The following is a 24,131-nucleotide window of genomic DNA, read 5'->3' on the forward strand; positions in this document are numbered from 1 at the left end:
CGCGTCGCCCGTACGGAGAATCGAGCCCCGACAGGGCCTCGCAGCGGGCTCTGTCGAGTCCCTACAGAAAGATGTAGGCACAAGCGCCCCGATCACGACATGATCGGGGCGACCGTCCCCGACCCCGGGAGGACTTCCGTGCCCCATTCCATCGACGCGGCCTTCACCGCGCTGCCCCTGCGGGCGCTCGCCGACGCGGCGCTCGCCCGGGCCCGCGCGCTGGGCGCCGAGCATGCCGACTTCCGGCTGGAGCGGATCCGCAGCGCCTCGTGGCGGCTGCGCGACGCCAAGCCCTCCGGCGGGTCCGACACCACCGACCTCGGCTATGCGGTCCGGGTCGTGCACGCGGGCACGTGGGGGTTCGCCTCCGGCGTCGACCTGACCATGGACGGCGCCGCCAAGGTGGCCTCGCAGGCCGTGGCCATGGCGAAGCTGTCCGCCCAGGTGATCAAGGCCGCCGGTTCGGACGAGCGCGTGGAGCTCGCCGAGGAGCCGGTGCACGCGGAGAAGACGTGGATCTCCGCCTACGAGGTCAACCCCTTCGAGGTGCCGGACGCGGAGAAGGCGGCGCTGCTCGCGGACTGGAGCTCCCGGCTGCTGGCGGCCGACGGCGTGGCGCACGTGGACGCCTCACTGCTCGCAGTCCACGAGAACAAGTTCTACGCCGACACGGCGGGGACCACGACGACGCAGCAGCGGGTCCGCATCCACCCGCAGCTCACGGCGGTCGCCGTGGACGGCACCACCGGCGAGTTCGACTCGATGCGCACCATCGCCCCGCCCGCCGGCCGCGGCTGGGAGTACCTGACGGGCACCGGCTGGGACTGGGACGCCGAGCTGGAGGAGATCCCGGGCCTGCTCGCCGAGAAGATGCGGGCGCCGAGCGTGCAGGCGGGGCGCTACGACCTGGTGGTGGACCCGTCCAACCTGTGGCTCACCATCCACGAATCCATCGGCCACGCCACGGAGCTCGACCGGGCGCTGGGCTACGAGGCGGCGTACGCGGGGACTTCCTTCGCCACGTTCGACCAGCTGGGCAAGCTCAAGTACGGCTCCCCGATCATGAACGTGACGGGCGACCGCACCGCCGAGCACGGGCTGGCCACCGTCGGCTTCGACGACGAGGGCGTCCAGGCGCAGAGCTGGGACCTGGTCAAGGACGGCACCCTGGTCGGCTACCAGACCGACCGGCGGATCGCGAAGCTGACCGGCCTCGGACGCTCCAACGGCTGCGCGTTCGCCGACTCCCCCGGGCACGTGCCCGTGCAGCGGATGGCGAACGTGTCCCTCCAGCCGGATCCCGGCGGGCTGTCGACCGAGGACCTGATCGGCGGCGTGGAGCGCGGGATCTACGTGGTCGGCGACCGCTCCTGGTCGATCGACATGCAGCGCTACAACTTCCAGTTCACCGGGCAGCGGTTCTTCCGGATCGAGAACGGCAGGCTGGCCGGGCAGCTGCGCGACGTCGCCTACCAGGCCACCACCACCGACTTCTGGGGCTCGATGGAGAAGGTCGGCGGGCCGCAGACCTATGTCCTGGGCGGCGCCTTCAACTGCGGCAAGGCCCAGCCGGGGCAGGTCGCTGCGGTCTCGCACGGCTGCCCGTCCGCGCTGTTCCGCGACGTGAACATCCTGAACACCACGCAGGAGGCGGGCCGATGACGACGCACGATCACCACGGGATCTGCCGGGGGTCCGGGGGTCGCCACCCGGGACTGCACAGTCTGAACACCACGCAGGAGGCCGGCCGATGAGCCGATCGACCAAGCCGCACGAGATCGTCGAGCGGGCCCTGGAGCTGTCCACCGCCGACGGATGCGTCGTCATCGCCGACGAGGAGTCGAGCGCCAACCTGCGCTGGGCCGGCAACGCCCTGACCACCAACGGCGTCACCCGCGGCCGGACCCTGACGGTCATCGCCACCGTCGACGGCAGGGAGGGCACGGCCTCGGGGGTCGTGTCGCGCTCCGCCGTCACCGCGGAGGACCTCGAGCCCCTCGTGCGGGCCGCCGAGGCGGCCGCGCGGGGCGCGGGTCCCGCCGAGGACGCCCAGCCGCTGGTCACCGGGACCCCGGCGTCGCCGGACTTCACCGACGCTCCCGCCGAAACCGGCTCCGCGGTGTTCGCGGACTTCGCCCCGGCCCTCGGTGAGGCCTTCGCCAGGGCCCGGGCGGGCGGCCGGGAGCTGTACGGCTTCGCCAACCACGAGCTGGTCTCCACCTACGTCGGCACCTCGACCGGACTTCGGCTGCGCCACGACCAGCCCAACGGCACCCTGGAGCTCAACGCGAAGTCCCCGGACCGCCTGCGCTCGGCCTGGGCCGGCCGCTCCACCCGGGACTTCAAGGACGTGGATCCGACCGTGCTGGACGCGGAGCTCGCCGTACGGCTGGGCTGGGCGGAGCGGAAGATCGACCTGCCCGCCGGGCGGTACGAGACGCTGCTGCCGCCGACGGCCGTGGCGGACCTGCTGATCTACCAGATGTGGTCGGCGTCGGCCCGGGACGCGGTGGAGGGCCGTACGGTCTTCTCCAAGCCCGGCGGCGGCACCCGGCTCGGCGAGAAGCTGACCGACCTGCCGCTGACGCTGCGCAGCGACCCCAACGCGCCGGGCCTGGAGTCCGCGCCGTTCGTCATCGCCCACAGCTCCGGCGACGATCTCTCGGCCTTCGACAACGGCCTGCCGGTCCCGGCCACCGAGTGGATCAGGGACGGGGAGCTGGCCCGGCTGTCGACGACCCGGCACACGGCCGGCCTGACCGGCCTGCCGGTCTCCCCCGGCTTCGGGAACCTGATCCTGGACGGCGGCGGCGAGAAGTCCCTCGACGAGATGGTCGCCGACACCGAGCGGGGCCTGCTGCTGACCTGCCTGTGGTACATCCGCGAGGTGGACCCGGCCACGCTGCTGCTGACGGGCCTGACCCGGGACGGCGTCTACCTCGTGGAGAACGGGCAGGTCGTGGGCGAGGTGAACAACTTCCGCTTCAACGAGTCCCCCGTGGACCTGCTGTCGCGGGCCTCCGAGGCGGGCCGCACGGAGAAGACCCTGCCGCGCGAGTGGAGCGACTGGTTCACGCGGGCCGCGATGCCGGCTGTCCGCATCCCGGACTTCAACATGAGTTCGGTGAGCAAGGGCGTCTGACCCACCTAGACTGAACACGGCATTTCCACAAAACGTAAGGAGTCGAGAGACCGTGACGGACATCGTCGACGAACTGAAGTGGCGCGGGCTCTTCGCCCAGTCCACCGACGAAGAAGCGCTGCGCAAGGCCTTCGCGGACGGTCCGGTCACGTTCTATTGCGGCTACGACCCGACCGCCGCCTCGCTGCACGTCGGCCACCTGGTGCAGGTGCTCACGATGCGGCGGCTGCAGCTGGCGGGCAACCGGCCGCTCGCGCTGGTCGGCGGGGCCACCGGTCAGATCGGCGACCCCCGTCCGACCGCCGAGCGCACCCTGAACGACCCCGCGGTCATCGCTCAGTGGGTGGACCGGCTGCGCTCGCAGATCGAGCCGTTCCTGTCCTTCGAGGGCGAGAACGCCGCGGTCATGGTCAACAACCTGGACTGGACGGCGGGCATGTCCGCCATCGAGTTCCTGCGGGACATCGGCAAGCACTTCCGCGTCAACAAGATGCTGACGAAGGACTCGGTCGCCAAGCGGCTGGAGTCGGACCAGGGCATCAGCTACACGGAGTTCAGCTACCAGCTGCTGCAGGGCATGGACTTCCTGGAGCTGTACCGGCGCCACGGCTGCACCCTGCAGCAGGGCGGCTCGGACCAGTGGGGCAACCTGACGGCCGGCCTCGACCTGATTCACCGGGTCGAGCCGGACGCGCACGTCCACGCGATGGCGACCCCGCTGATGGTGAAGGCGGACGGCACGAAGTTCGGCAAGACCGAGGGCGGGGCCGTCTGGCTGGACCCGGAGATGACCACGCCGTACGCGTTCTACCAGTTCTGGCTGAACGTGGACGACCGGGACATCTCCACCTACATGCGGATCCTCTCCTTCAAGTCCCGCGAGGAGCTGGAGGAGCTGGAGGCGCAGACCGCCGAGCGGCCGCAGGCGCGTGCCGCGCAGCGGGCGCTGGCGGAGGAGCTGACCACGCTGGTGCACGGCGCCGACCAGTGTGCCGCCGTGATCGCCGCTTCGCGGGCGCTGTTCGGCCAGGGCGACCTGGCGGAGCTGGACGAGGCCACGCTGGCCGCGGCCCTGTCCGAGCTGCCGCACGCCAAGGTGGCGGAGCCGGCCCTGGTGGTGGACCTCTTCGCGGAGACGGGTCTGGTCGCGAGCAAGTCGGCCGGGCGCCGGACCGTCAAGGAGGGTGGCGCCTACGTGAACAACGTGAAGGTCACCGCCGAGGACGCGGTCCCCGCGGAGGAGGACCTGCTGCACGGGCGCTGGCTGGTCCTGCGGCGGGGCAAGAAGAACCTGGCGGCCGTCGAGGTGACCGGCGCCTGACCCGTCCCGTACGGCACACGGCGGAGGGGCCGGTTCGGACTTCACGGTCCGGCCGGCCCCTCCGTCATGTGCCGCGGGTGCCGCGGGAGCGGCTCAGGTCATCTGACGACTGCCTCCGCGCATCGCCTTGTAGGCCATCTCGCCGAGGAAGACGAAGAGGACCGCTCCGGCGAGCTGCAGGAGGTGGCGGGTCCAGTCGATACCCCGGGTTTCGGCGACGCCGATCCAGGCGGCGACGGCATTGCCGAGGACGCTGCCGATGATGCCCATCAGCGTGGTCAGCCACAGCGGCTGGTGCTGCTTGCCCGGCAGGACGGCCTTGGCTATCAGCCCCAGCACGAAACCGACGACGATCGCCCACAACCAGCTCATGTCCAGCCTCCTCCTGGCGCGGTGTGCGCACGTGGGCCCAGTGTCGGCCCGTACCGCGTAGTGCGCATTTCGGGCGGCATCGATGGGGGTCCCCCTGTCCCCGTAACGGCGGGGGGCGCGTACCGTGGAAGTGTCCGGGCCGGAAAACGCCCGGCCGGCGAATCGGGTGGTAGGACGTGGAACGGGTGAAGCGACACAAGCGGAACGGGGCCGAGGTCTTCCGGATCACCGGCGCCCGGATGGGGCTCGCCGAGGACGTGCGGGGCCGCCAGCGCCGCTACGTGATTTCGATGACCGTCAGGACCCTGTCGGTCATCGCGACCGTGCTCTTGTGGAACGTATCGCGCCCCGTGGCCGTCGTGACGCTCATCGCGGGCGCCCTCCTGCCCTATGTGGCCGTGGTCATCGCCAACGCGGGCCGCGAGTCGACGCCGTCGCTGCCGTCCCATTTCGTCCCGGCTCCCGTCCGTCCGGCCCTGGACGCGGGAAACCTCAAGAAAAGCTCAGATCAATCATGAAGTTCCGGTGCACCGCACCGGGTCCTGCGTGACATACTGCTCACGCGCTCCGCATCCCCCGTCGGAGCGACGGACCGACGCCGGGCAGCTCCCCCCGTGGCTGCTCGGCGTCGCCCTTCCGTTCTAGGGTGAGGTCGTGACTTCCTCCGACTCCCCCACTCCTGACGAAACCCCCACCTGCTCGGCCAAGGGCTGCCGCGACGCGGCCGTCTGGGTCCTCGCGTGGAACAACCCGACGCTGCACACACCGGAGCGGCGCAAGACGTGGCTGGCGTGCGAGGAGCACCGCGAGCACCTCTCCCAGTTCCTGGGGGTGCGCGGTTTCCTCAAGGACGTCGTGAGGCTCGAGGCATGGGTGCAGCCGGAAGGCTCCGAGCGCCTGCGCTGACCCGGTGCGGCTGCCGACCCGGTGCGGCAGCCGACCCGGTGCGGCAGCCGACCCGGTGCGGCGGCCGGCCCGTACCGGCCGCCGGTACGGGCCGGTGGGCGCGGGTCAGCCGCCGATCGCGGACATGGGGCGGTCGGGCTGGAGGAACGAGGGGTCGTCGAGGCCGGAGCCGGCCTTCTTGCCCCACATCGCGACCTTCCACAGGCGGGCGATCTCCTCGTCCGGGGCGCCCGAGCGCAGCGCGGAGCGCAGGTCCGACTCCTCGGTGGCGAACAGGCACGTACGGATCTGGCCGTCGGCCGTGAGCCGGGTACGGTCGCAGGCTCCGCAGAACGGCCGGGTGACGGAGGCGATGACGCCGACGGTGGCGGGGCCGCCGTCGACGATCCAGCGCTCGGCCGGGGCGGAGCCGCGCTCGTCGGCGCCCTCCTCGGTGAGCGTGAAGCGCGTACGCAGCGATTCCAGGATGTCGCCGGCGGTGATCATGCCGTCGCGCTTCCAGCCGTGCTGGGCGTCGAGGGGCATCTGCTCGATGAAGCGGAGCTCGTACTCGTTCTCGACGGCCCAGGCCAGCAGGTCGGGGGCCTCGTCGTCGTTGAGTCCCGGCATGAGCACGGCGTTGACCTTGACGGGGGTCAGGCCGGCCTCGCGGGCCGCAGCCATGCCCTCGATGACGTCCTTGTGCCGGTCGCGGCGGGTGAGGGACTTGAAGACCTCGGGGCGCAGCGTGTCGAGGGAGACGTTCACCCGGTCCAGGCCGGCGGTCTTGAGGGCCTGCGCGGTGCGCTTGAGGCCGATGCCGTTGGTGGTGAGCGACATCCTGGGGCGCGGCTCCAGCGCCGCGCACTGCTCGACGATCCCGACCAGGCCGGGTCGCAGAAGCGGTTCGCCGCCGGTGAAGCGGACCTCGGTGATGCCGAGCTGCGTGACCGCGATGCGGATCAGCCGGACGATCTCCTCGTCGGTCAGCAGGTCGGACTTGCCGAGCCATTGCAGACCTTCTTCGGGCATGCAGTACGTGCAGCGCAGATTGCACCGGTCGGTGAGCGAGACGCGCAGGTCAGTGGCCACGCGGCCATAGGTGTCGAGAAGCACTGTGGGCCCCCTCCCCTGTCCGGAAGTAGACATACGCGCGAAATTGGATCTACTTCACGCGTTCTATTTCGAGACTACGGGACGCGCATGCCGTTCCGTGATCCCCGAATGAACGAGACGTGGCGTGACCGTGTCGTAGGGACCTACGACACGGCCACGCTGAGTGTTCGGACGATGTCAGTGCGCCCCGGTTCCGGTGAGGGAGCGCACCTCCAGCTCGGCGAACTTCTGGGGGTCCGCCTTCTCCTTGCTGAGGACGGTTCCCAGCCATCCCAGGAGGAAACCGAGGGGGATCGAGATGATGCCCGGGTTCTCCAGCGGGAACCAGAAGAAGTCCGCGTCCTTGAACATCGACGTCGGCTTGCCGGACACGACCGGGGAGAACAGCACCAGGACGACCGCCGAGGCCAGTCCGCCGTAGATGGACCAGAGCGCCCCCTGGGTGGTGAAGCGCTTCCAGAAGAGGCTGTAGAGGATCGTCGGCAGGTTGGCGGAGGCGGCGACCGCGAAGGCGAGCGCGACGAGTCCGGCCACGTTCAGGTCGCGGGCGAGCGCGCCCAGGCCGATGGCCACGGCTCCGATGACGACCGTGGACCAGCGTGCGGCGCGCACCTCCTCCTGCTCGGTGGCCTTGCCCTTGCGGATCACGTTCACGTACAGGTCGTGGGCGAAGGACGAGGAGGAGGCGAGGGTGAGGCCCGCGACCACGGCGAGGATGGTGGCGAAGGCGACCGCGGAGATCACGGCGAGCAGGACGGCGCCGCCGGTGGAGCCGGCGCCGCCGCCGACCGCCTGGGCGAGCAGGGGTGCGGCGGTGTTGCCTGCCTTGTTGGAGGCCAGGATGTCCGCGCGCTCCAGCAGGGCCGCGGCCCCGAAGCCGAGGGCGATGGTCATGAGGTAGAAGGCGCCGATGATGCCGATGGCCCAGTTCACGGACTTGCGGGCGGCCTGGGCGGTGGGCACGGTGTAGAAGCGGATGAGGATGTGCGGGAGGCCGGCGGTACCGAGGACCAGGGCGAGGCCGAGGGAGATGAAGTCCAGCTTCGAGGTGGAGTCCTTGCCGTACTTGAGGCCCGGTTCGAGGAACTTGGCGCCCTGTCCGCTGTTCTCGGCCGCCTTGCCCAGCAGGTCGGAGACGTTGAAGTTGAACTTCACCAGCACCAGGAAGGTGATCAGCAGGGCGCCCGCGATCAGCAGGACAGCCTTGATCATCTGGACCCAGGTGGTGCCCTTCATCCCGCCGATGGTCACGTAGACGATCATCAGCACGCCGACGAGCGCGACGACCGCCACCTTGCCGCCGTCGCTGGTGATGCCCAGGAGCAGCGAGACCAGGACGCCGGCCCCGGCCATCTGGGCGAGCAGGTAGAAGATCGAGACCACGATGGTGGAGGTGCCGGCGGCGGTGCGCACGGGCCGCTGGCGCATCCGGTACGCGAGCACGTCGCCCATCGTGTAGCGGCCGGAGTTGCGCAGCGGCTCGGCGACGAGCAGCAGGGCGACCAGCCAGGCCACGAGGAAGCCGATGGAGTAGAGGAAGCCGTCGTAGCCGAAGAGGGCGATGGCTCCGGCGATGCCGAGGAAGGACGCGGCGGACATGTAGTCGCCGGAGATGGCGAGCCCGTTCTGGAAGCCCGTGAACTGGCGGCCGCCCGCGTAGAAGTCCGCGGCGCCCTTGGTCTGCCGACCGGCCCGGACCGTGATGATCAGGGTGGCGACGACGAACAGTCCGAAGAGCGTGATGATGAGGGGACGGTGCTCGGAGGCGCCTGCGGCGAGCGTCGTCAGGTGGTGCGTACCGCTCATTCGGAGGCCTCCATCCGCGCCTTGATGGCCGCCGCCCTGGGGTCGAGCCTGGCGGCGGCATGGCGCGCGTACAGCCAGGCGATGAGGAAGGTCGTCGCGAACTGGGCGAGGCCGAGCACGAGGGCGACGTTGATGTTGCCGAAGACCTTGGTCCCCATGAAGCCGCCCGCGTAGTTGGACAGCAGGACGTAGAGCAGGTACCAGGCGATGAAGGCCACGGTGAGCGGGAAGGCGAAAGAGCGGTAGGAGCGGCGGAGTTCGGCGAACTCGGGGCTCTGCTGGACGCTCACGAACTCTTCGGCCGTGGGGCCCGCCGGGGGCGTTCCCGTGCTGCCCGGAGGCGGCGCTGCTTCGGTGGTCACGGGGGAATCTCCTTGTGACGCAGGTGCGGTGGGGACGACGGACAAAACAACCTCCGTGTGGCGGGTCGACGGCGCTGACCCCCCTCTGTCAACGGCACGGCCGGTGTGTCGGGACGGTTCAACACCCCTGGAATCTTCAGGAACTCTTTTCTCGAACTGATGGCGGAAAGGGGAACGGCGGCACTAGGTTCACTTGTCATGGACCCGTCCGACGCGACCGCGTGCGGACGGCTTTTTCACGATGATCTGGAGAACCCATGGCTCATCTGGGACCCGTCCGCCGGCGCGCCCTGGCCGTGCCGGTCGGCCTGGCGCTCACCGCCTCGCTCGCCCTGCTGCCCTCGGTGTCGGCCTCCGCCGCTCCGCTGGCCGGCACCGTGGACGCGGCGACGGCTCCGAAGGCCGCGACCGACGGCCCCAAGCTGTCCTACGTGGCGAACCTGAACGCGTACGCCACGGTGAAGGCGGCGAAGAAGGCGATCGAGCGGGCCGGCGGAACGGTGGTGACGGCCTATGAGCAGATCGGGGTCGTCGTCGCACATTCCCAGAACCCGGACTTCGCCCAGCAGCTGCGCGCCCAGCGTGGGCTGTTCGTGTCGGTCGGCGCCACCCGGACGGCCCCGATGTCGGCCGTGCAGACCACCGAGGAGGGCGCGACCCAGCGGCTGAGCGAGGCGGACGCCATCAAGGCGGCGGCGCAGGCCCAGGAGGGTCAGGAACCGCTCGAGCCCAACCAGTGGGACCTGCGGACGATCAAGGCCGACGAGGCTCACAAGATCAACGATGGCAGCCAGGACGTCACCGTGGGCATCATCGACACGGGCGTGGACGACACCCACCCCGATCTCGCCCCGAACTTCTCCAAGGGCCAGTCGGCCAACTGCGTCGGCGGCGTCGCGGACACCACCGAGGGCGCCTGGCGCCCGTACCCGGACGGCAGCGACCACGGCACCCACGTGGCCGGCACCATCGGCGCCCCGCGCAACGGCGTCGGCATCAGCGGTGTGGCGCCCGGCGTGAAGATCGCCGCGATCAAGGTGAGCGAGCCCGGGACCAGCCTCTTCTACACCGAGGCGGTCGTCTGTGGCTTCATGTTCGCCGCCGAGAAGGGGATCGAGGTGACCAACAACAGCTACTACGTCGACCCGTGGCTCTTCAACTGCAAGACCGACGACGACCAGAAGGCGCTGGTGGAGGCCATCGGGCGGGCGACCAAGTACGCCGAGCGCAAGGGCACGCTGCACGTGGCCTCGGCCGGCAACTCCAACCAGGACCTGGCCGCGGCCTCCCTGGAGGACACCACCAGCCCGAACGACACCACCCCGGTCACCCGCACCATCGACCCGAAGGTCTGCCTGGACCTGCCCACGCAGCTGCCGGGCGTGGTCACCGTCTCCGCGACCGGTGACAAGGGTCTGCGCTCCTACTACTCCAGCTACGGCCTCGGGGTCGTGGACGTCGCTGCCCCCGGCGGCGACAAGTGGCAGGTCCCGGCCACCCCGGACGCCAACGGGCGCGTGCTGTCGACCGTCCCGGGCGGCTACGGCTACAAGCAGGGCACCTCGATGGCCGCCCCGCACGTCGCGGGCGTCGCAGCGCTGCTCAAGAGCGCCCACCCGTCGGCCACGCCGTCGCAGCTCCAGTCGATGCTGAAGGCGCAGTCGACCAAGGCGGCCTGCCCGGCCCAGATATACGACGCCACGGGCGCGCTGATCAACGCCACCACCTGCCAGGCCAAGTGGGGCCAGACCGGCTACTACGGCTACGGCGTCGTGGACGCCCTCAAGGCCGTGAAGTAGTCCGACGCGGCGAACGGACGGACGGGCCGGGCGGGGATCGTCCCCGCCCGGCCCGTCCGCGCTTGCGCCCGCCGTGGGTCAGGGCTTGATCAGCACCTTGAGCGCGCTGCGGTCGTCCATCGCGCGGTAGCCGTCCGGGACCTCGTCCAGGGACATGGCGCGGTCGAAGACGGGCGCCGGATCGATCACCCCGCTGAGCACGTCCTCCAGCAGCTCCGGGATGTAGGCCCGGACCGGGGCCACACCGCCGCGCAGGGTGATGTTGCGGTCGAACATGACGCCGAGGTCGAGACCGGTGCCGCTGCCGTGCGGGACGCCGACGTAGCCGATGGCCCCGCCGTCGCGCGTGATGTTCACCGCGGTGCGCATGGACTGTTCTGTGCCGACCGCCTCGATGACGCACGTCGCGCCGCGGCCGCCGGTGAGTTCGCGCACCGCCGCCTCGGCGGCCTCGCCGCGCTCGGCGACGACGTCGGTGGCCCCGAAGAGCCTGGCGATGTCCGTACGGACGGTGTGGCGGCCCAGTGCGACGATCCGCTCGGCGCCCAGGCGCTTGGCGGCGAGGACGCCGCACAGGCCGACCGCGCCGTCACCGACGACGGCGACCGTCGAGCCCGGGCGCACCCCCGCGCCCAGCGCGGCGTGGTGCCCGGTGCCCATGACGTCGGAGAGGGCGAGCAGGCCGGTGAGCAGGTGGTCGTCGGAGACCGCCTCGGCGGGCAGCTTCACCAGCGTTCCGTCGGCGTGCGGGACGCGCACGGCCTCGCCCTGTCCACCGTCGTGGCCGACCGAGCCCCAGAAGCCGCCGTGGTCGCAGGAGGTGTAGAGGCCCTCCTTGCAGTACTCGCAGGTGCCGTCCGACCACATGAAGGGCGCGACGACCAGGTCGCCGGCGCGTACGCCGGACACGGCCGGGCCGGTCTCCTCGACGACACCCAGGAACTCGTGGCCGATGCGCTGGCCCGGCCGGCGCGGGGCCTCGCCTCGGTAGGCCCACAGGTCGCTGCCACAGATGCAGGCCCGCAGGACGCGGACGACGGCGTCCTCGGGGCGCTGGATCGCAGCGTCGGGCACCTCCTCCACACGGATGTCGTGCGGGGCGTGGATGACGGTGGCGCGCATGGTGGTGCAGTCCTCCGGCTCGGGTTGTTCAGTCTTGTACGACTGAGTGGCCGTCCTACGGTACGCCTGCCTCGCGGGTGGTCGCGCCGGTGGCCAGCAGGTACTGCGCTGCCAGGTAGGTCGCCATGATCCAGAAGTCGGGGCGGGGCAGCTGGGGCCATTCGGCGACGCCGGCGGCGATCAGGGTGTCGGACAGCAGGAACAGCGCGCCGCCGATGCCGGCCCGCAGGCCGAGGGAGCTGGAGCGGAAGGCCATGGCGGTCAGCAACAGGCTGTAGCCGGCCACGGGGATCCGCAGGTCCGCGGGCAGATCGGACCACAGCAGGGCGACGGTCCCGAGGAGCGCCAGGGCGTAGGCGCCGCCGAGCAGGGCGTTCGCGCGGCGCTTCCCGAACAGGACGAGGTAGCAGACGTGCCCGACGGCGAAGGAGCCCATCCCCACGAGGAAGGCGGCCTCGGCGTCGAAGAGCAGGGCGAGGTCCCCGCCCCAGCCGAACAGCAGGGCGGCGACCAGCAGGCGGGGCGCGCCGCGTGTGATCACGTGGGCGACGAGCAGCGGCATCAGCAGCGGCTTGGCGATGATGTGTCCGAGGTGCCAGTCGGCCAGCAGCGACCCGAGGTCGGCGGCGACGGCCACGGCGAAGGACGCGAGGGCGATCCGGCCGAGCCGGTCCCGGCCGGGCACCGCCCGGTCGGCCGCCCAGGAGGGGCCGGGGCGGCCGGTGGACTCTGCCGTGCTCACGCGGTGGTCTCCTGTACGGCGGCGGCCGGGTCGGCGGCGGGACCGGCGCCGGGCGCCGGGGAGGCGGGGGCCGTCGCGGCGGGGGCCGTGGCGGCGGGGGCGGGCTGGGCCGGAGCCGCGGGCTGCCAGCCGGGGCCGCGGAAGACCCGGCCGGCCCGCTCGCTCCAGCTCCGGGCGGCGCGGACGTCCCGCGCGATGGCGGCGTACTCGTGGGTGGCGACGCGCAGCGGGTTGTAGGTGTCGATGTTCTTGGTGAGCCCGTAGACGGGCCTGTCGGTCTCCCCCACCCAGGAGCCGAACATCCGGTCCCAGATGATCAGGATGCCGCCGTAGTTGCGGTCGAGGTAGCCGCCCTGGGACGCGTGGTGGACGCGGTGGTGGGACGGGGTGTTGAAGACGTACTCGTAGGCCCGGGGCAGCTTTCCGATGCGCTCCGTGTGGACCCAGAACTGGTAGAGCAGGTTGATGCCGTAGCAGAACGGGATCACGGCCGGGTGCACCCCGACGGCCACCATCGGCAGGTAGAACCAGTAGGTCGTGGCACTGGTCCAGGGCTGGCGCAGGGCGGTGGTGAGGTTGAACTTCCGGCTGCTGTGGTGGACCACGTGGCAGGCCCACAGGATGCGGATGACGTGGTGGCCGCGGTGCTGCCAGTAGTAGAGGAAGTCCTGGGCGAGCAGCATCAGCGGAATGGTCCACCACAGCAACGGCACCCGCAGCGGGGTGAGTTCGTAGACGGCGGTGAAGACCGCGACCACCGGGATCTTCCAGAGCAGGTCGAAGCCGATGCTGCCGAGCCCCATGCTGATGCTGGTGACGGCGTCCTTCGTGTCGTAGCCGGCCGCATCGTCGTCGGGATGGAGGCGGTAGCTCACCAGCTCGATGACGGTGAGCAGCACGAAGGCGGGTATGGACCACAGCACGACATCGGGCAGGTTCGGCATGTCCGCACCATAGAGGCGCCTTCGGCGCTGCCGCTAGGGGTTGTTACCGATCGGTATCCATCGGGGGTTACCGTCGGTTCGGAGAGGGTGGGGAATGACGGGATTCGCGACCGTTCCTCGCCGGATGGCGGGGGCGGCGGCGACCGTTTTGGTCGGATCCGGCCTCTCCCGGGCCTCCGGCGCGGGCCGGGCCCGCCGGACGCGCAGGACTTGGCAGGCGCGCACGCCGGCCGGCAGGCCGACACCTGCGCCGCCGGCCGTCCTGCAGTCGGGCCCGGCCGGAGCCGGACCGGCGAAGCCCGGCGAGGCACCAGGCCCCTGACGGAACTCCGCCCGGGCTCCTGCGAGCGGGCCGGCTCGCTCGGGCCGCTGCGTGGAGCGCCCGAGCCGGAACGCGTGGAGCTGACGGACCGCCTCCCCCTCATCGGCTTCGGGCCGCCGGCCGGCCTGTCGCGCCCGCGGTCCTCGCGTCGGCCCGCACCCGGCTCACCGGCACGGTGCGGTTTCCGCCGGAGCGGCTCGCGGTGTACGAGGTCCGAGCCGCCCGGCGCGAGCCGCCCGTCACCAGACGCGGACCGAGCCGCCCTTGGCGAAGGCCGGGCTGGTGGCCTCGGGCGGGATCTGCGTCAGGGGTTCTGCGATCTCCGACACCAGCGGGCCGTGCTCGGCCGCGAGGGCGTCCAGCAGGGCGAGGTCGAAGCCGTAGACGCGGGCCGCGTTGCCCCCGGCCATCGCGGCGACCTCCTCCCGCGGAAGGCCCGCGTAGGCGATGCGGAGGCCTTCGCGGGAGTACGGTGTCGTGCCCTCGTCGTGGGGGTAGTCGCTGCCCCACATGATCTTGTCGAGGCCGATCCGGTCCCGCAGCGGGACCTCGTGGGGGCGCATGAAGCTGGCCCCCACGAAGCAGTTGTCCCGCCAGACCTCGCTCGGGCCCCGGCCCATCGCCTCGGCGAGGCCGGCTCCGAACTTGGACTCGGCCGTGGCCGAGGCCGCGACCAGCCGGCCGTGGTAGTAGTCCAGCATCTCCAGCACTCCCGGGATCCAGCCGGAGCCCTGCTCGGTCAGGACCAGCTTCAGGCCCGGGTGGCGCCGGAACGCCCCGCCGAAGACGAGGTGCCACAGGGCCCGGTGCGAGAACCAGGTGGTCTCCACCATGAAGACGGCCCGGGCCGCCGGTTCGTCGCCGAGCGGCGGCGATGCCGAGCCGCCGTGGTGGTTGACCGGGACGTCCAGCTCGTCGCACACCGCCCAGATGGGGTCGTAGGCCGCCGAGTACAGCTCGGGAACCGGGGAGCCGGGCGGCACTCCGGGCAGCAGGACGCCGCCCGTCAGGCCCGCCGCCTTCGTGCGGCGGATCTCCCGCACCGCCGCGTCGACGTCGTTGAGGAGGATCTGCGCGACGCCCGCCCGCCGGCCCGGGGCGTCCGCGCAGAAGTCCGCCAGCCAGCGGTTGTGGGCCTGCAGGCCGGCCCAGCGCATCGCGAACTCCGCGGTGGTCGGCGGCTGCGCCATCAGGGAGGCCTCGGGGAAGAACGGCGGGACGGTGTTGGGGAAGACGACCTCGGCGACGATGCCGTCAGCCTCCAGTTCCGCCAGGCGCCGCGCCGAGTTCCAGTTGCGGTCCGCCGTGTCCGCGAGGAGGTCCTCGTAGGGGTTCACGTAGGTGGCGGCCCAGGCGTCGAAGTCGTCGTGGTACCGCTTCTCCAGGTACGGCTTGTAGTCCAGGAGGTCGGCGCCCGCGTGGCAGTCGGCCGAGATCACCGTGTAGCGGTCGCCGCCGGTCACTGCGCCACCCCCAGTACGGGGAAGTCGTGTTCGGTCAGCCAGTGCCGGCCCACCTCGCGCGAGCGGGCCCAGGACGCCGCCACCGCCGCCTGGTCCGGGGACTGGCCCAGCTCGGCAGGGGTGGGGCCGATCCGGCGGGCGATCGGGGCCAGCTTCGCGGTGTCGAAGCCGAAGACCTCCGCCGCGGCGAGGCCCAGCATCCGGCGGGTCTCGCCGACCGGGATGTCGTGGAAGGTGCTCCTCAGCCAGGTCCGGGTGTCAGGCCAGGTGCCCTCGGGGTGCGGGAAGTCCGAGCCCCACAGGATGTTGTCCACGCCGATCTCGTAGCGCTGGGCCAGTTCCCGCCGCTTGGTGTTCGTCGCGCAGACGAAGACCTGGCGGTCCAGGTACTCGCTCGGCGGCCGCTTCAGCTCCTCGAAGGGCGAGAGCTTCTTGCCGCCGTGCGCGCCGAGGTAGAGCCGGTCCATGAACCACAGCTGGTTCGGCAGCCACCAGCAGCCCGACTCGGCGACCCCGAACTTCAGCCCGGGGTGCCGCTCGAACACCCCCGACCAGAGCAGGAACCACAGCGGGCGGGCCGGCCACCAGGTGACCTCGGAGACGAAGATGCCAAGGTGGTCGCCGTACTCGTGGCGCGGCGAGGACCCGGAGTGGGTGACGATCGGCATGTGCGTCTCGGCCGCCGCCGCCCAGACGGGGTCGTAGCGGCGGTCGTGGTAGGGCGCCTTGTCCACCCACATGGCGGGGATCATCAGCGCGCCCAGCCCGGACTCCTTGGCCCGGTGGACCTCGGCGACGACCTTGTCCGGTTCGCCGGTGATGGGCAGCAGGGCGACGCCGCAGTGGCGCTCGGGAGTCCGCGAGACGAACTCGGCCAGCCAGCGGTTGTGCGCCTGCGCGCCCGCCATGCCGAGCTCGGGGTCCTGGTCGCCGGAGAGTCCGAGGCCCACCCCGAAGGGGGCCGCGGTCCGGCTGTCGACGGCGTCCGCGTCGGGGAAGACGACCTCGGCGGCCACACCGTCGCCGTCGAGTTCCTTCAGCCGCTGCCCGGTGTCCCAGCCTCCCCGCAGGCCCTCCTCGTGGTCGTGGAACCACTTCTCGGCGAAGGCCTCGTTGCGGACGCCCAGCCGGGTGGCCTCAGCGCGGCGGGCCTCGCGCTGGCCGAGGAACTCGTCGAACTGGCGGTGGAAGCGGGAGTCGAGGTAGGGGCGGTACTGCTCGGTGGGCAGGCCCGCGTGGCAGTCGGAGGAGATGATCAGGTACGGGTCTTCGTACGGTGTGTCACTCACTGCGGACGCTCCTCAGTCGAGGATGAAGCTCTCCAGGTAGGCGGGGTCGGCGCGGTCGAGCATCGACTGCGACCGGGCGCGGATCTGCCGGTCGCTGTGCTCGCTCGGCGGCAGCATCCAGAAGCGGTCGGCGCGGATGCCGTCGACGACGTGCTCCGCGACCTCCTCGACCGGGGTGAAGTTCACCTCGTGGCCGGCCTGCTTCATCGCGGCCTCGTACTGGTCGAGGCTGCGGTACGGGGTCCTGCGCGGGCGCTGCTTCGCGTACCGCTCGGGCCGGTTGCGGTGCGACTCCCACAGGCCGGTGCGCAGCATGTGCGGGCCGGGGAAGAGCACGGAGGCGCCGACGGCCGCGCCCTCCGCCTTGAGGTGGGCGTAGAGGGACTCGGTCATGGTGACCACGGCGGCCTTGGTGACGGCGTACACGGAGGCGGTGGGCAGCGGGGCGATGCCGCCGTCGCCGGAGGAGGTGTTGACCACGTGGCCGGGGGCGCCGCCGGCGATCATGCGGGGAACGAAGGCCTGGATGCCGTGGAAGACGCCCCACACGTTGACGGAGAAGGCCCATTTCCAGTCGTTCGGCTCGTGCTCCCACATCCGGCCCTCGGCGCCGGAGCCGACGCCCGCGTTGTTGCAGAGGACGTGGACGGCGCCGAAGGTGTCGTAGGCCGCGTCGGCGAGGGCGAGCACCGAGTCGCGGTCGCTGACGTCCACGGTTCGGGCGAGCACCTGTGCCCCGTCGGCGGCGAGTCCGCCGGCGGCCTTGCGCAGGGCGGCCTCCTCGATGTCGGCGAGGACCACTGCCAGCCCCTCGGCGGCGAAGCGGTGTGCCATGGCGAGGCCGATGCCGCTCGCCGCGCCGGTGACGACGGCCGTCTGTCCCGGTTCGAGCCGCACCTCACAGGCTCCCTTCCGGCGGGCCGTCGAGGATCTGGAGGGGGTCGTCGTAGCGCTGGTGGATGTACGGGAGCAGGGCCTGCGCGCTGACCCGCTCGACGACCCGGCCCTGCTGGTCGGTGGTCTTCTCCCCGATGGTGATCTCCACGATCCGGCGGACGGGTAGGTCGGCTACGGGATCGAACATCGACTCGCGCAGGACGACGTCGCCGGTGACGTGCTCCAGCTTGCGGACCTTCTCGTTGCGGACGCAGTGCACGAGGACCGGGTCCGCTTCCAGGCCCGAACCGTCCACGGCAGGAAGGTACTTGAAGTAGAAGTCGGTCTTCCGGGTGGGCTCCGGCAGGGGGAGCGGGCGGTCCACGGCGCCGCGCACCTCGACGAAGGCGATCCCGTGCCGGGCGAGGGCGGCGCGTACGACGAGGCCTTCGCGCTCGACGGTGACCTCGCCCAGCTTCTTCGGTTCGCCGAAGACCTCGCGGCCGCCGGTCAGAGCGCGCTCGTGGGTCATCGGCATGACCAGCGGGTACCACCCCTCCACGCCGTCGTGCTGGGCCGCGACGGCCACCGAGCCGGCGCCGAGCGGGTAGCCGGGCAGGTCGACCTTGCTGATGTTCGCCCGCACGAGGGGCCGGTCGGCCGGTTCGAGCGGCGGCGGGAGGACCGCGGCGACCACGTCCGGATCGGTCTCCCAGACGGCCACCACACCGGTGGACCAGATGTCGGGAAGCTTGGAACTCTTCTCGCGCGACGCGGCGATCTCGGCCTCGGTGCGCGCTCCGTACCGTACGCGTGCCATGTCTCGCACCACCTCTCGGTTCGGTCTGTAACACAGTTACACCGCGGCCGATGAAGGGTGAACCCCCGTGCACACAGGAACTGACGCTCCGACAGATCGGCAGGACCCCGACATGGCCAGATCCTCGCTGACCCGGGACGAGGTGCTGGAGGCCGCCGCGTCCCTGGTCAAGCAGCGCGGTCCGGCCGCCCTCACGATGCGGGGGCTCGCCGCCGAGCTGGGCACCGCGGTGACATCGATCTACTGGCACGTCGGCAACCGCGAATCGCTCCTCGACGCCCTCGTGGAGCGGACCGTCCAGGAGCTGGGCGCGATCTCCCCCGCGGGGCGCACCCCGGCCGAGCGGATCCTCTCGGTGGCCCGGACCCTGCGCCGCGAGCTGCGCGAGCGCCCGCACCTGATCGCGATGGTCCACGAACGCGGGCTCACGGAGCGGATGTTCCTGCCCGCGCAGCAGGCGCTCGTCCACGAGGTGCACGCCGCGGGCCTGCGCGGCGGCCGGGCGGCCGACGCCGTGCGCGCCGTGCAGTTCCAGATCGTCGGGTTCCTGCTGGTCGAGCGCAACCGCGAGCGCTCCCCCGTCCAGTCCCCGGCCGAGAGCGAGCTGTGGGACCCGGCCGCGGCACCCCACGACCCGGCCCTCGCCCGTGCGCTGGCCCGGCCCGCGGATCCGGAACGGCTCTTCCTGCTGTCCGTACGGGCCCTGGTGACGTCCCTGCTGGCGGCACCGGCGCCCGCACCGAGGACCGGTCCGTAAATCGGTTTGCGCCGCGGCCCCGCCGTGGTTGTATCTGCTGCGCGGGGGCGGCTCCGCGACGTGCTTCCTTCTCACCTCTCCGATGACCACGCAGCGCGTCCCCTCTCCGCCCCCGCCTCATCTCTCCTCTCCCCGGTTCCGGAGGACTCCCCCCTTTGCCCGAGCTGTCGACCGTCCTGCTGCGCCGTCTCCACACCGTGTACGTCGACCAGGCCGGGCCGCGCCCCGGCGATCCGTCCACGGCCGAGGGCCTGACCGCCCTCGAGGCCGAACTCCTCGACCGGGGCTTCGCCCTGACGGCGCCGCTGCGCTCCGCACTCGCCTGGCTCGGCCCCGCCGGGCTCGCCGACGCCGGCACCTCCCTCGTCCGCGACATCGACGCCCTGCTGGGCGCGGACCGCACCCACATGCCGCTGTTCCGCACCTTCCCGGCCTCCGTGCCCGACGACACCCACGCCCTGTGGCTCGACCGCGTCTTCGCACTGCTCCTGCAGTGGCCCGCCCAGCCGTGCGTGCTGTGCGCGACCGTCGGCAGCGTCCACCCGGTCTCCCCCTGCGCACACCTGGTCTGCCGGGCCTGCTGGGACGGCGCCGTCTACACGGGCTGCCCGATCTGCCACCGGCGGATCGACCTCGCGGACCCGTTCCTGGACCCGGCCGCCGAGCGGCCCGGCCGGCCCGCGCCCGGCGAAGGCGCGGGCCCGCTGCGGCTGCTGGTCCTGGGCACCGACCGCGCGGGCGACTGCGTCACCGCCCTCGGCCGGCTGCTCGCCCGCCGGACCCCGCTGTCGGCCCAGGACACCGAGGAGGCCCGGGTGCTGCTCGCCGCAGCACCGGCCGGACTCGACTGGCTGCCGGAGGCCATCCCGGTGCGGGCGACCAAGGCCATGGTGCTCGGCACCCTGCTGCGCGAGCGCCGCACCCGGGAGGCCGTACGGGCCCTGCTCCCCGAGCGGCTGACCACCGCCACCGACGTCCTGCGGCTCCTGGCCGTCTGGTCCGGCGGCGAGGCCGATCTGCTGGCGCCGCCCCGGATGCGGTCCCTGCCGCGCCCGCTGCGCCGAGAACTGCTCGCCCTGCTGGACGCCCTGGACCCCGCCCTGCTCGTCGAGGACGTGCTGCGCCACCCCGATCCCTGGAAGCGGGCCGCCGAGATCCTGCACCCCTTCGAGCAGTACGGTCGCCACCCGCGGGCGGCCCTGGCGTTCGCAGTGCTGCGCGAGACCGATGTCCGGGGCACCGCTCTGGGCGAGGCCCTGCTGGCCACGGCCGCCGAACACCCGGAGGCCGTACGGGTCGACGGCTCCCGCATCCGGGCAGCCACCTGGACGGGCCGAGCGGAGGAGGCCCTGCGCGGGGCGGACCCGGACCTCGCCCTCGCGGTCCTCGCGGAGCGGCCCGGGGAGCTCGTACGGCGCCTCGACCACCTGCTGCGCCGGTACGCGGCCGAGGCCCTGCCCGAGCGGGTGGCGGCCGTGCTGGCGGAGCGGCTGCCGAAGGCGGGGCCGGGGCCGGTGCTGTCCGCGCTGGGACGCCTGCGGATCCGCCATCTGCCCGGCACCCGGCGGGTGTTCTTCCCGCGCGGCCAGGTCGCACACTCGCACACCGTGGACGACACCCGGCCGCCCCTCGCCGAGCCGGTGACCCGTGCGGTGACCGGCCTGTTCGAGCGGGAGCTGCTGCGCCGGCTGGCCTCGGCCGAGCCGTACGACGTGGCGGTCCTCGACTCGCGCCTGGCCCATCTGCACGTCCCCTCGGCCGAGCGGGCGGCGGCCAAGGGCCTGGTCACCGTCCCCAAGGGCAGCTTCCAGGCACTGCCCGACGGCGAGGTGCTGCGGATGTTCCTGCACTGGACGGAGCCGCCGAAGAAGACGGTGGACCTCGACCTGTCGGTGGTGCTGTTCGACTCCGACTGGAACTACGCGGGCCTGTGCGACTACACGAACCTCGTGTACGGCGGACGGGCCGTGGTCCACTCCGGCGACCTCACCTCAGCCCCCGCGCCCGCCGGGGCGAGCGAGTACGTGGACATCGACCTCGACGCCCTCGCCGACACCGGCGTCCGCTTCGCGATGCCGGTCGTCTTCAGCTACAACAACATCCCCTTCGAGCTGCTGCCCGACGCCTTCGCCGGCTTCATGTCGCTGCCGAGCCGCTCCGGGCGCACCGCGCGCTACGACCCGCGGACCGTCCGGCAGCGCTACGACCTGGTCGGCAACTCCCGGATCCACGTGCCGCTGCTCGTCGACCTGGAGCGGCGCGGCTTCCTGTGGACCGACGTGCACCTGCCAGACGACGAGGGCTACCACAGCGTGCACGCCCACCGGGACGACCTGGGCCGGATCGGCCGCGACCTCTTCCAGTACTTCTCCACCGGCCGCACCACGCTGTGGGAGCTGGCGGGCTGGCACGCGGCGGCGCGCTGCGGCGAGGTGGTCGTGCTGCGCCGGACGCCCCGGCCGAGCGACCCCGACGAGCTGTGGACCTACCGGCGCCGACCGGACGAGGACACCGAGGCCTTCGCCGGGCGGCTGCTCGGGCTGGAGGACCCGGACTCCGCGCTGCCGTCGCCCGATGTCGAGGCCCTCGCGGGCGCGGCGGCCTCGGGGCGGTCGGCGCTGCTCGCACTGGTGGACGGCGACGTGGCGCCGGCCGGTGCGCGGGGGTCCGTATACCGGCTGCTGCCGGGGCCCGTTGACGGCTGCGGGCTCGAACAGCTGGCCGCCGGGGACCTGGTCTCCGCCCTGGGCTGACCGAGGGTGGGGCCGCGGTGTCAGTCCGTGCCGATATCCTCTGTGACCATGCTCGACGACCGTACGACCGCAAAGACGACGTGGCCGACCGCGTACCCACAGGGGTACGCGGTCGTCGACGTGGAGACCACCGGGCTCGCTCGCGACGACCGGATAGTCTCCGCCGCCGTCTACCGGCTCGACGCACAGGGCAACGTCGAGGACCACTGGTACAGCCTGGTCAACCCGCAGCGGGACCCGGGGCCGGTGTGGATCCACGGTCTGACGAGTGATGTGCTCGAGGGCGCGCCGCTCTTCGAGGACATCGCGGAGGAGTTCGCCGTCAGGCTCGCGGACCGCGTGCTGGTCGCGCACAACGCCATGTTCGACTGGCAGATGATCGCCCGGGAGTACGCGCGTGCCGAGACGACCGCGCCGGTCCGTCAGCGGCTGTGCACCATCGCCCTGTCGAAGGAGCTGAACCTCCCGCTGCCCAACCACAAGCTGGAGTCGCTCGCCGCGCACTTCGGCGTGGTCCAGCAGCGCGCCCACCACGCCCTCGACGACGCCCGGGTGCTCGCGGAGGCCTTCCGCCCGTCGCTGCACGCCGCGGCGCAGGGCGGCGTACGGCTGCCCCTGCTGGAATGCCGGCCGCTGACCGAGTGGTCGGACTCTGCCGCCACCCCGCGCGTGGGCCACCAGGCGTCGTACCGCGGCAGCAGCTGGCGGCCCTCGCGCAGGCGGCCGCCTTGCCCGCACCCCAACCCGGGGCGCTTCGAGGACGGCAAGCCGCTGAAGCAGGGCATGCGGATCGCCTTCTCCGGTGACACCTCGGTGGAGCGGGAGCTGCTGGAGGACCGGGCGATCGAGGCGGGCCTGCACATCGCGACGAGCGTGTCGCGGCTCACCAGCCTCCTGGTGACGAACGACCCGGACTCGGCGACCTCGAAGACGGTCAAGGCGAAGTCGTTCGGCACGCCGGTGGTCGACGAGGCGGCCTTCACGCAGTTGCTGCGGGACGTGGCCCCGGCCGGAGAATGACCGGCGGGTGAGCGGACCGGCCGCCGGCCGTTGGTCCGGGCGGGTGTCCGCGCGGCGACTCACCAGGGTGGATCTTGTTCTGCTGCTCCGCCGTGCGCAGCATGCGGCGCATGGCACGTTGTGAGGTCTGCGGAAACGACTACGGCATGTCCTTCGAGGTGCACGCGCAGGGCGCCGTGCACGTCTTCGACTGCTTCTCCTGCGCCATCCACCGCATGGCGCCCATCTGCGAGCACTGCCGGGTCCAGATCATCGGACAGGGCGTCGAGGTCGAGGGCCATTGGTTCTGCGGCGCGCACTGCGCCCGCGCGGAAGGGAAGGTGGGCATCGTCGACCACGTCTGACCGGTTCCTTCTCTCCCCGCGACCCCGGAGGGCCACCCGGCCGCCGGGGTCCTCGCCGGCCGGGGTACCGTCGTGGGCGTGTACCGCTTTGTGCTGACCCGGCAGTGGGTGTCCCTCACCCTCATCGGCCTCGTCCTCATCCCCGTGATGATCAAGCTCGGGTTCTGGCAGTACCACCGCCATGTGCACCGGGTCGCGCAGAACCAGCTGATCGAGGCGAACCTGCGGGCGAAGCCGGTCCCGATGACGGAGGTCACCTCCCCCGGCCACAAGGTCCCCCGTGCCGACTTCTGGCGCGCGGTCACCGCCACCGGCACGTACGACTCCGCGCGCGAGGTGGTCGTGCGGATGCGGACCTCGAACGACGACAAGGTCGGCTTCCACGTCCTGACCCCCCTCGTCCTCGCCGACGGCCGGGTGGTGCTGGTCGATCGCGGCTGGGTGGCGGGCGGCGGCGACCCGCGCGCCTACCCGCCGGTGCCGGCCGCGCCCGCGGGCGAGGTCACGGTCACCGGCCGGCTGAAGGCCGACGAGACGAGCGGCGGCAGCGGCATCAAGGACCGCAAGGGCCTGCCCGACCGACAGGTGATGCTCATCAACAGCGAGCAGCAGGCCGAGTCCCTGGGCCGTCCTGTCCTCGGCGGGTACCTGGAACTGACCGATCCGGCTCCGGCGGACGGCAGCCCCGAGACCGTCGCCGACCCCGACCACGACTCGATCGGCGCGCACATGGCCTACGCGGTCCAGTGGTGGCTGTTCGCCTCCGCGGTACCGGTGGGCTGGCTGGTCCTCGTGCGGCGCGAGAAGCGCGACCGCGAGGAGGCCGCGGCCCGGGCCGAAGCGGCCGAACAGGAGCCCGCGACGGCGTAGCGTGTC

The 24,131-nt window shown here is 72.0% G+C and carries 22 protein-coding genes; 11 read left to right on the forward strand and 11 right to left on the reverse strand.

Annotation, left to right across the window (positions count from 1 at the left end):
* Positions 1-99: 99 nt before the first annotated feature.
* From ACZ6JS_RS25065 to tyrS, 3 genes are all read left to right on the forward strand, one after another.
* Positions 100-1,662: a TldD/PmbA family protein gene (locus tag ACZ6JS_RS25065; RefSeq protein ID WP_469301110.1), complete on the forward strand. Its 1,563-nt coding sequence runs from the start codon at positions 100-102 to the stop codon at positions 1,660-1,662.
* A gap of 88 nt (positions 1,663-1,750) precedes the next feature.
* Positions 1,751-3,142: a metallopeptidase TldD-related protein gene (locus tag ACZ6JS_RS25070; RefSeq protein ID WP_469301112.1), complete on the forward strand. Its 1,392-nt coding sequence runs from the start codon at positions 1,751-1,753 to the stop codon at positions 3,140-3,142.
* Positions 3,143-3,194: 52 nt separating this feature from the next.
* Complete coding sequence (tyrS, locus tag ACZ6JS_RS25075; RefSeq protein WP_469301113.1) at positions 3,195-4,463, forward strand: tyrosine--tRNA ligase; 1,269 nt, start codon at positions 3,195-3,197, stop codon at positions 4,461-4,463.
* A gap of 93 nt (positions 4,464-4,556) precedes the next feature.
* Here the strand turns inward: tyrS and ACZ6JS_RS25080 are convergent, their stop codons facing one another.
* A complete protein-coding gene (locus tag ACZ6JS_RS25080; protein ID WP_469301115.1) occupies positions 4,557-4,835 on the reverse strand; it encodes a GlsB/YeaQ/YmgE family stress response membrane protein in 279 nt (92 codons plus the stop codon).
* 185 nt (positions 4,836-5,020) lie between these two features.
* Here ACZ6JS_RS25080 and ACZ6JS_RS25085 point away from each other — a divergent pair, with 185 nt between their 5' ends.
* Positions 5,021-5,353 carry a DUF3099 domain-containing protein gene (locus tag ACZ6JS_RS25085; RefSeq protein WP_469301117.1) on the forward strand — a complete coding sequence of 111 codons (333 nt, stop codon included), beginning with the start codon at positions 5,021-5,023 and terminating at the stop codon, positions 5,351-5,353.
* A gap of 136 nt (positions 5,354-5,489) precedes the next feature.
* Positions 5,490-5,741 carry a hypothetical protein gene (locus ACZ6JS_RS25090; protein WP_469301119.1) on the forward strand — a complete coding sequence of 84 codons (252 nt, stop codon included), beginning with the start codon at positions 5,490-5,492 and terminating at the stop codon, positions 5,739-5,741.
* 105 nt (positions 5,742-5,846) lie between these two features.
* Here ACZ6JS_RS25090 and moaA read toward each other — a convergent pair whose 3' ends face one another.
* The 3 genes from moaA to ACZ6JS_RS25105 form a co-directional block, all read right to left on the reverse strand.
* A complete protein-coding gene (gene moaA, locus ACZ6JS_RS25095) occupies positions 5,847-6,836 on the reverse strand; it encodes a GTP 3',8-cyclase MoaA (protein WP_469301121.1) in 990 nt (329 codons plus the stop codon).
* Between the two features lie 177 nt (positions 6,837-7,013).
* The gene (locus ACZ6JS_RS25100; protein WP_469301123.1) at positions 7,014-8,642 is read right to left on the reverse strand and encodes a solute symporter family protein; all 1,629 of its coding nucleotides are present in this window, start codon (positions 8,640-8,642) and stop codon (positions 7,014-7,016) included.
* Positions 8,639-9,004 (reverse strand): DUF485 domain-containing protein, encoded by a 366-nt coding sequence (locus ACZ6JS_RS25105; RefSeq protein WP_469301124.1) that lies wholly within the window; start codon positions 9,002-9,004, stop codon positions 8,639-8,641. The genes ACZ6JS_RS25100 and ACZ6JS_RS25105 overlap by 4 nt, the downstream gene beginning before the upstream one ends.
* A gap of 257 nt (positions 9,005-9,261) precedes the next feature.
* Between ACZ6JS_RS25105 and ACZ6JS_RS25110 the strand changes: the two genes are divergently transcribed.
* The gene (locus tag ACZ6JS_RS25110) at positions 9,262-10,803 is read left to right on the forward strand and encodes a S8 family serine peptidase (RefSeq protein WP_469301126.1); all 1,542 of its coding nucleotides are present in this window, start codon (positions 9,262-9,264) and stop codon (positions 10,801-10,803) included.
* A 78-nt stretch (positions 10,804-10,881) separates the two neighbouring features.
* Here the strand turns inward: ACZ6JS_RS25110 and ACZ6JS_RS25115 are convergent, their stop codons facing one another.
* The 7 genes from ACZ6JS_RS25115 to ACZ6JS_RS25145 all read right to left on the reverse strand — a co-directional run bounded on the left by ACZ6JS_RS25115 (position 10,882) and on the right by ACZ6JS_RS25145 (position 18,381).
* Positions 10,882-11,925: a zinc-dependent alcohol dehydrogenase family protein gene (locus tag ACZ6JS_RS25115; RefSeq protein ID WP_469301128.1), complete on the reverse strand. Its 1,044-nt coding sequence runs from the start codon at positions 11,923-11,925 to the stop codon at positions 10,882-10,884.
* 55 nt (positions 11,926-11,980) lie between these two features.
* Positions 11,981-12,667, reverse strand: coding sequence for a lysoplasmalogenase (locus ACZ6JS_RS25120; protein WP_469301130.1), 687 nt, complete (start codon positions 12,665-12,667; stop codon positions 11,981-11,983).
* On the reverse strand, positions 12,664-13,611 hold the full coding sequence (locus tag ACZ6JS_RS25125; RefSeq protein WP_469301132.1) for a sterol desaturase family protein: 948 nt from the start codon (positions 13,609-13,611) through the stop codon (positions 12,664-12,666). The genes ACZ6JS_RS25120 and ACZ6JS_RS25125 overlap by 4 nt, the downstream gene beginning before the upstream one ends.
* Before the next feature lie 561 nt (positions 13,612-14,172).
* On the reverse strand, positions 14,173-15,396 hold the full coding sequence (locus ACZ6JS_RS25130) for an amidohydrolase family protein (RefSeq protein WP_469301134.1): 1,224 nt from the start codon (positions 15,394-15,396) through the stop codon (positions 14,173-14,175).
* Entirely contained in the window at positions 15,393-16,685 is a 1,293-nt protein-coding gene (locus ACZ6JS_RS25135) for an amidohydrolase family protein (protein ID WP_469301136.1), read from the reverse strand. Before ACZ6JS_RS25135 ends, ACZ6JS_RS25130 begins: the two co-directional genes overlap by 4 nt.
* Positions 16,686-16,697: 12 nt before the next feature.
* Complete coding sequence (locus tag ACZ6JS_RS25140; RefSeq protein ID WP_469301138.1) at positions 16,698-17,582, reverse strand: SDR family NAD(P)-dependent oxidoreductase; 885 nt, start codon at positions 17,580-17,582, stop codon at positions 16,698-16,700.
* 1 nt (position 17,583) lies between these two features.
* The gene (locus ACZ6JS_RS25145) at positions 17,584-18,381 is read right to left on the reverse strand and encodes an acetoacetate decarboxylase family protein (protein ID WP_469301140.1); all 798 of its coding nucleotides are present in this window, start codon (positions 18,379-18,381) and stop codon (positions 17,584-17,586) included.
* A 112-nt stretch (positions 18,382-18,493) separates the two neighbouring features.
* Between ACZ6JS_RS25145 and ACZ6JS_RS25150 the strand changes: the two genes are divergently transcribed.
* The 5 genes from ACZ6JS_RS25150 (at position 18,494) to ACZ6JS_RS25170 (ending at position 24,125) form a co-directional block, all read left to right on the forward strand.
* Complete coding sequence (locus tag ACZ6JS_RS25150) at positions 18,494-19,138, forward strand: TetR/AcrR family transcriptional regulator (protein WP_469301142.1); 645 nt, start codon at positions 18,494-18,496, stop codon at positions 19,136-19,138.
* 155 nt (positions 19,139-19,293) lie between these two features.
* Positions 19,294-21,891 carry an MXAN_6230/SCO0854 family RING domain-containing protein gene (locus ACZ6JS_RS25155; protein WP_469301144.1) on the forward strand — a complete coding sequence of 866 codons (2,598 nt, stop codon included), beginning with the start codon at positions 19,294-19,296 and terminating at the stop codon, positions 21,889-21,891.
* A 48-nt stretch (positions 21,892-21,939) separates the two neighbouring features.
* A complete protein-coding gene (locus ACZ6JS_RS25160) occupies positions 21,940-22,911 on the forward strand; it encodes a DEDDh family exonuclease (RefSeq protein ID WP_469301146.1) in 972 nt (323 codons plus the stop codon).
* 110 nt (positions 22,912-23,021) lie between these two features.
* Positions 23,022-23,255, forward strand: a complete 234-nt coding sequence (locus ACZ6JS_RS25165; RefSeq protein ID WP_469301148.1) for a hypothetical protein — start codon at positions 23,022-23,024, stop codon at positions 23,253-23,255.
* A gap of 78 nt (positions 23,256-23,333) precedes the next feature.
* The gene (locus ACZ6JS_RS25170; protein WP_469301150.1) at positions 23,334-24,125 is read left to right on the forward strand and encodes an SURF1 family cytochrome oxidase biogenesis protein; all 792 of its coding nucleotides are present in this window, start codon (positions 23,334-23,336) and stop codon (positions 24,123-24,125) included.
* Positions 24,126-24,131: the final 6 nt, after the last annotated feature.

This window comes from Streptomyces sp. NPDC046349 (assembly GCF_055587885.1).

Excerpts from the sequence above, each read along its gene's own strand:
- ACZ6JS_RS25100 (WP_469301123.1), bottom strand. The coding sequence starts at position 8,642 with ATGAGCGGTACGCACCACCTGACGACGCTCGCCGCAGGCGCCTCCGAG.
- ACZ6JS_RS25150 (WP_469301142.1), top strand. The coding sequence starts at position 18,494 with ATGGCCAGATCCTCGCTGACCCGGGACGAGGTGCTGGAGGCCGCCGCG.
- ACZ6JS_RS25065 (WP_469301110.1), top strand. The coding sequence starts at position 100 with ATGATCGGGGCGACCGTCCCCGACCCCGGGAGGACTTCCGTGCCCCAT.
- ACZ6JS_RS25070 (WP_469301112.1), top strand. The coding sequence starts at position 1,751 with ATGAGCCGATCGACCAAGCCGCACGAGATCGTCGAGCGGGCCCTGGAG.
- ACZ6JS_RS25165 (WP_469301148.1), top strand. The coding sequence starts at position 23,022 with ATGGCACGTTGTGAGGTCTGCGGAAACGACTACGGCATGTCCTTCGAG.
- ACZ6JS_RS25080 (WP_469301115.1), bottom strand. The coding sequence starts at position 4,835 with ATGAGCTGGTTGTGGGCGATCGTCGTCGGTTTCGTGCTGGGGCTGATA.
- ACZ6JS_RS25125 (WP_469301132.1), bottom strand. The coding sequence starts at position 13,611 with ATGCCGAACCTGCCCGATGTCGTGCTGTGGTCCATACCCGCCTTCGTG.
- ACZ6JS_RS25145 (WP_469301140.1), bottom strand. The coding sequence starts at position 18,381 with ATGGCACGCGTACGGTACGGAGCGCGCACCGAGGCCGAGATCGCCGCG.
- ACZ6JS_RS25115 (WP_469301128.1), bottom strand. The coding sequence starts at position 11,925 with ATGCGCGCCACCGTCATCCACGCCCCGCACGACATCCGTGTGGAGGAG.
- ACZ6JS_RS25110 (WP_469301126.1), top strand. The coding sequence starts at position 9,262 with ATGGCTCATCTGGGACCCGTCCGCCGGCGCGCCCTGGCCGTGCCGGTC.
- ACZ6JS_RS25160 (WP_469301146.1), top strand. The coding sequence starts at position 21,940 with ATGCTCGACGACCGTACGACCGCAAAGACGACGTGGCCGACCGCGTAC.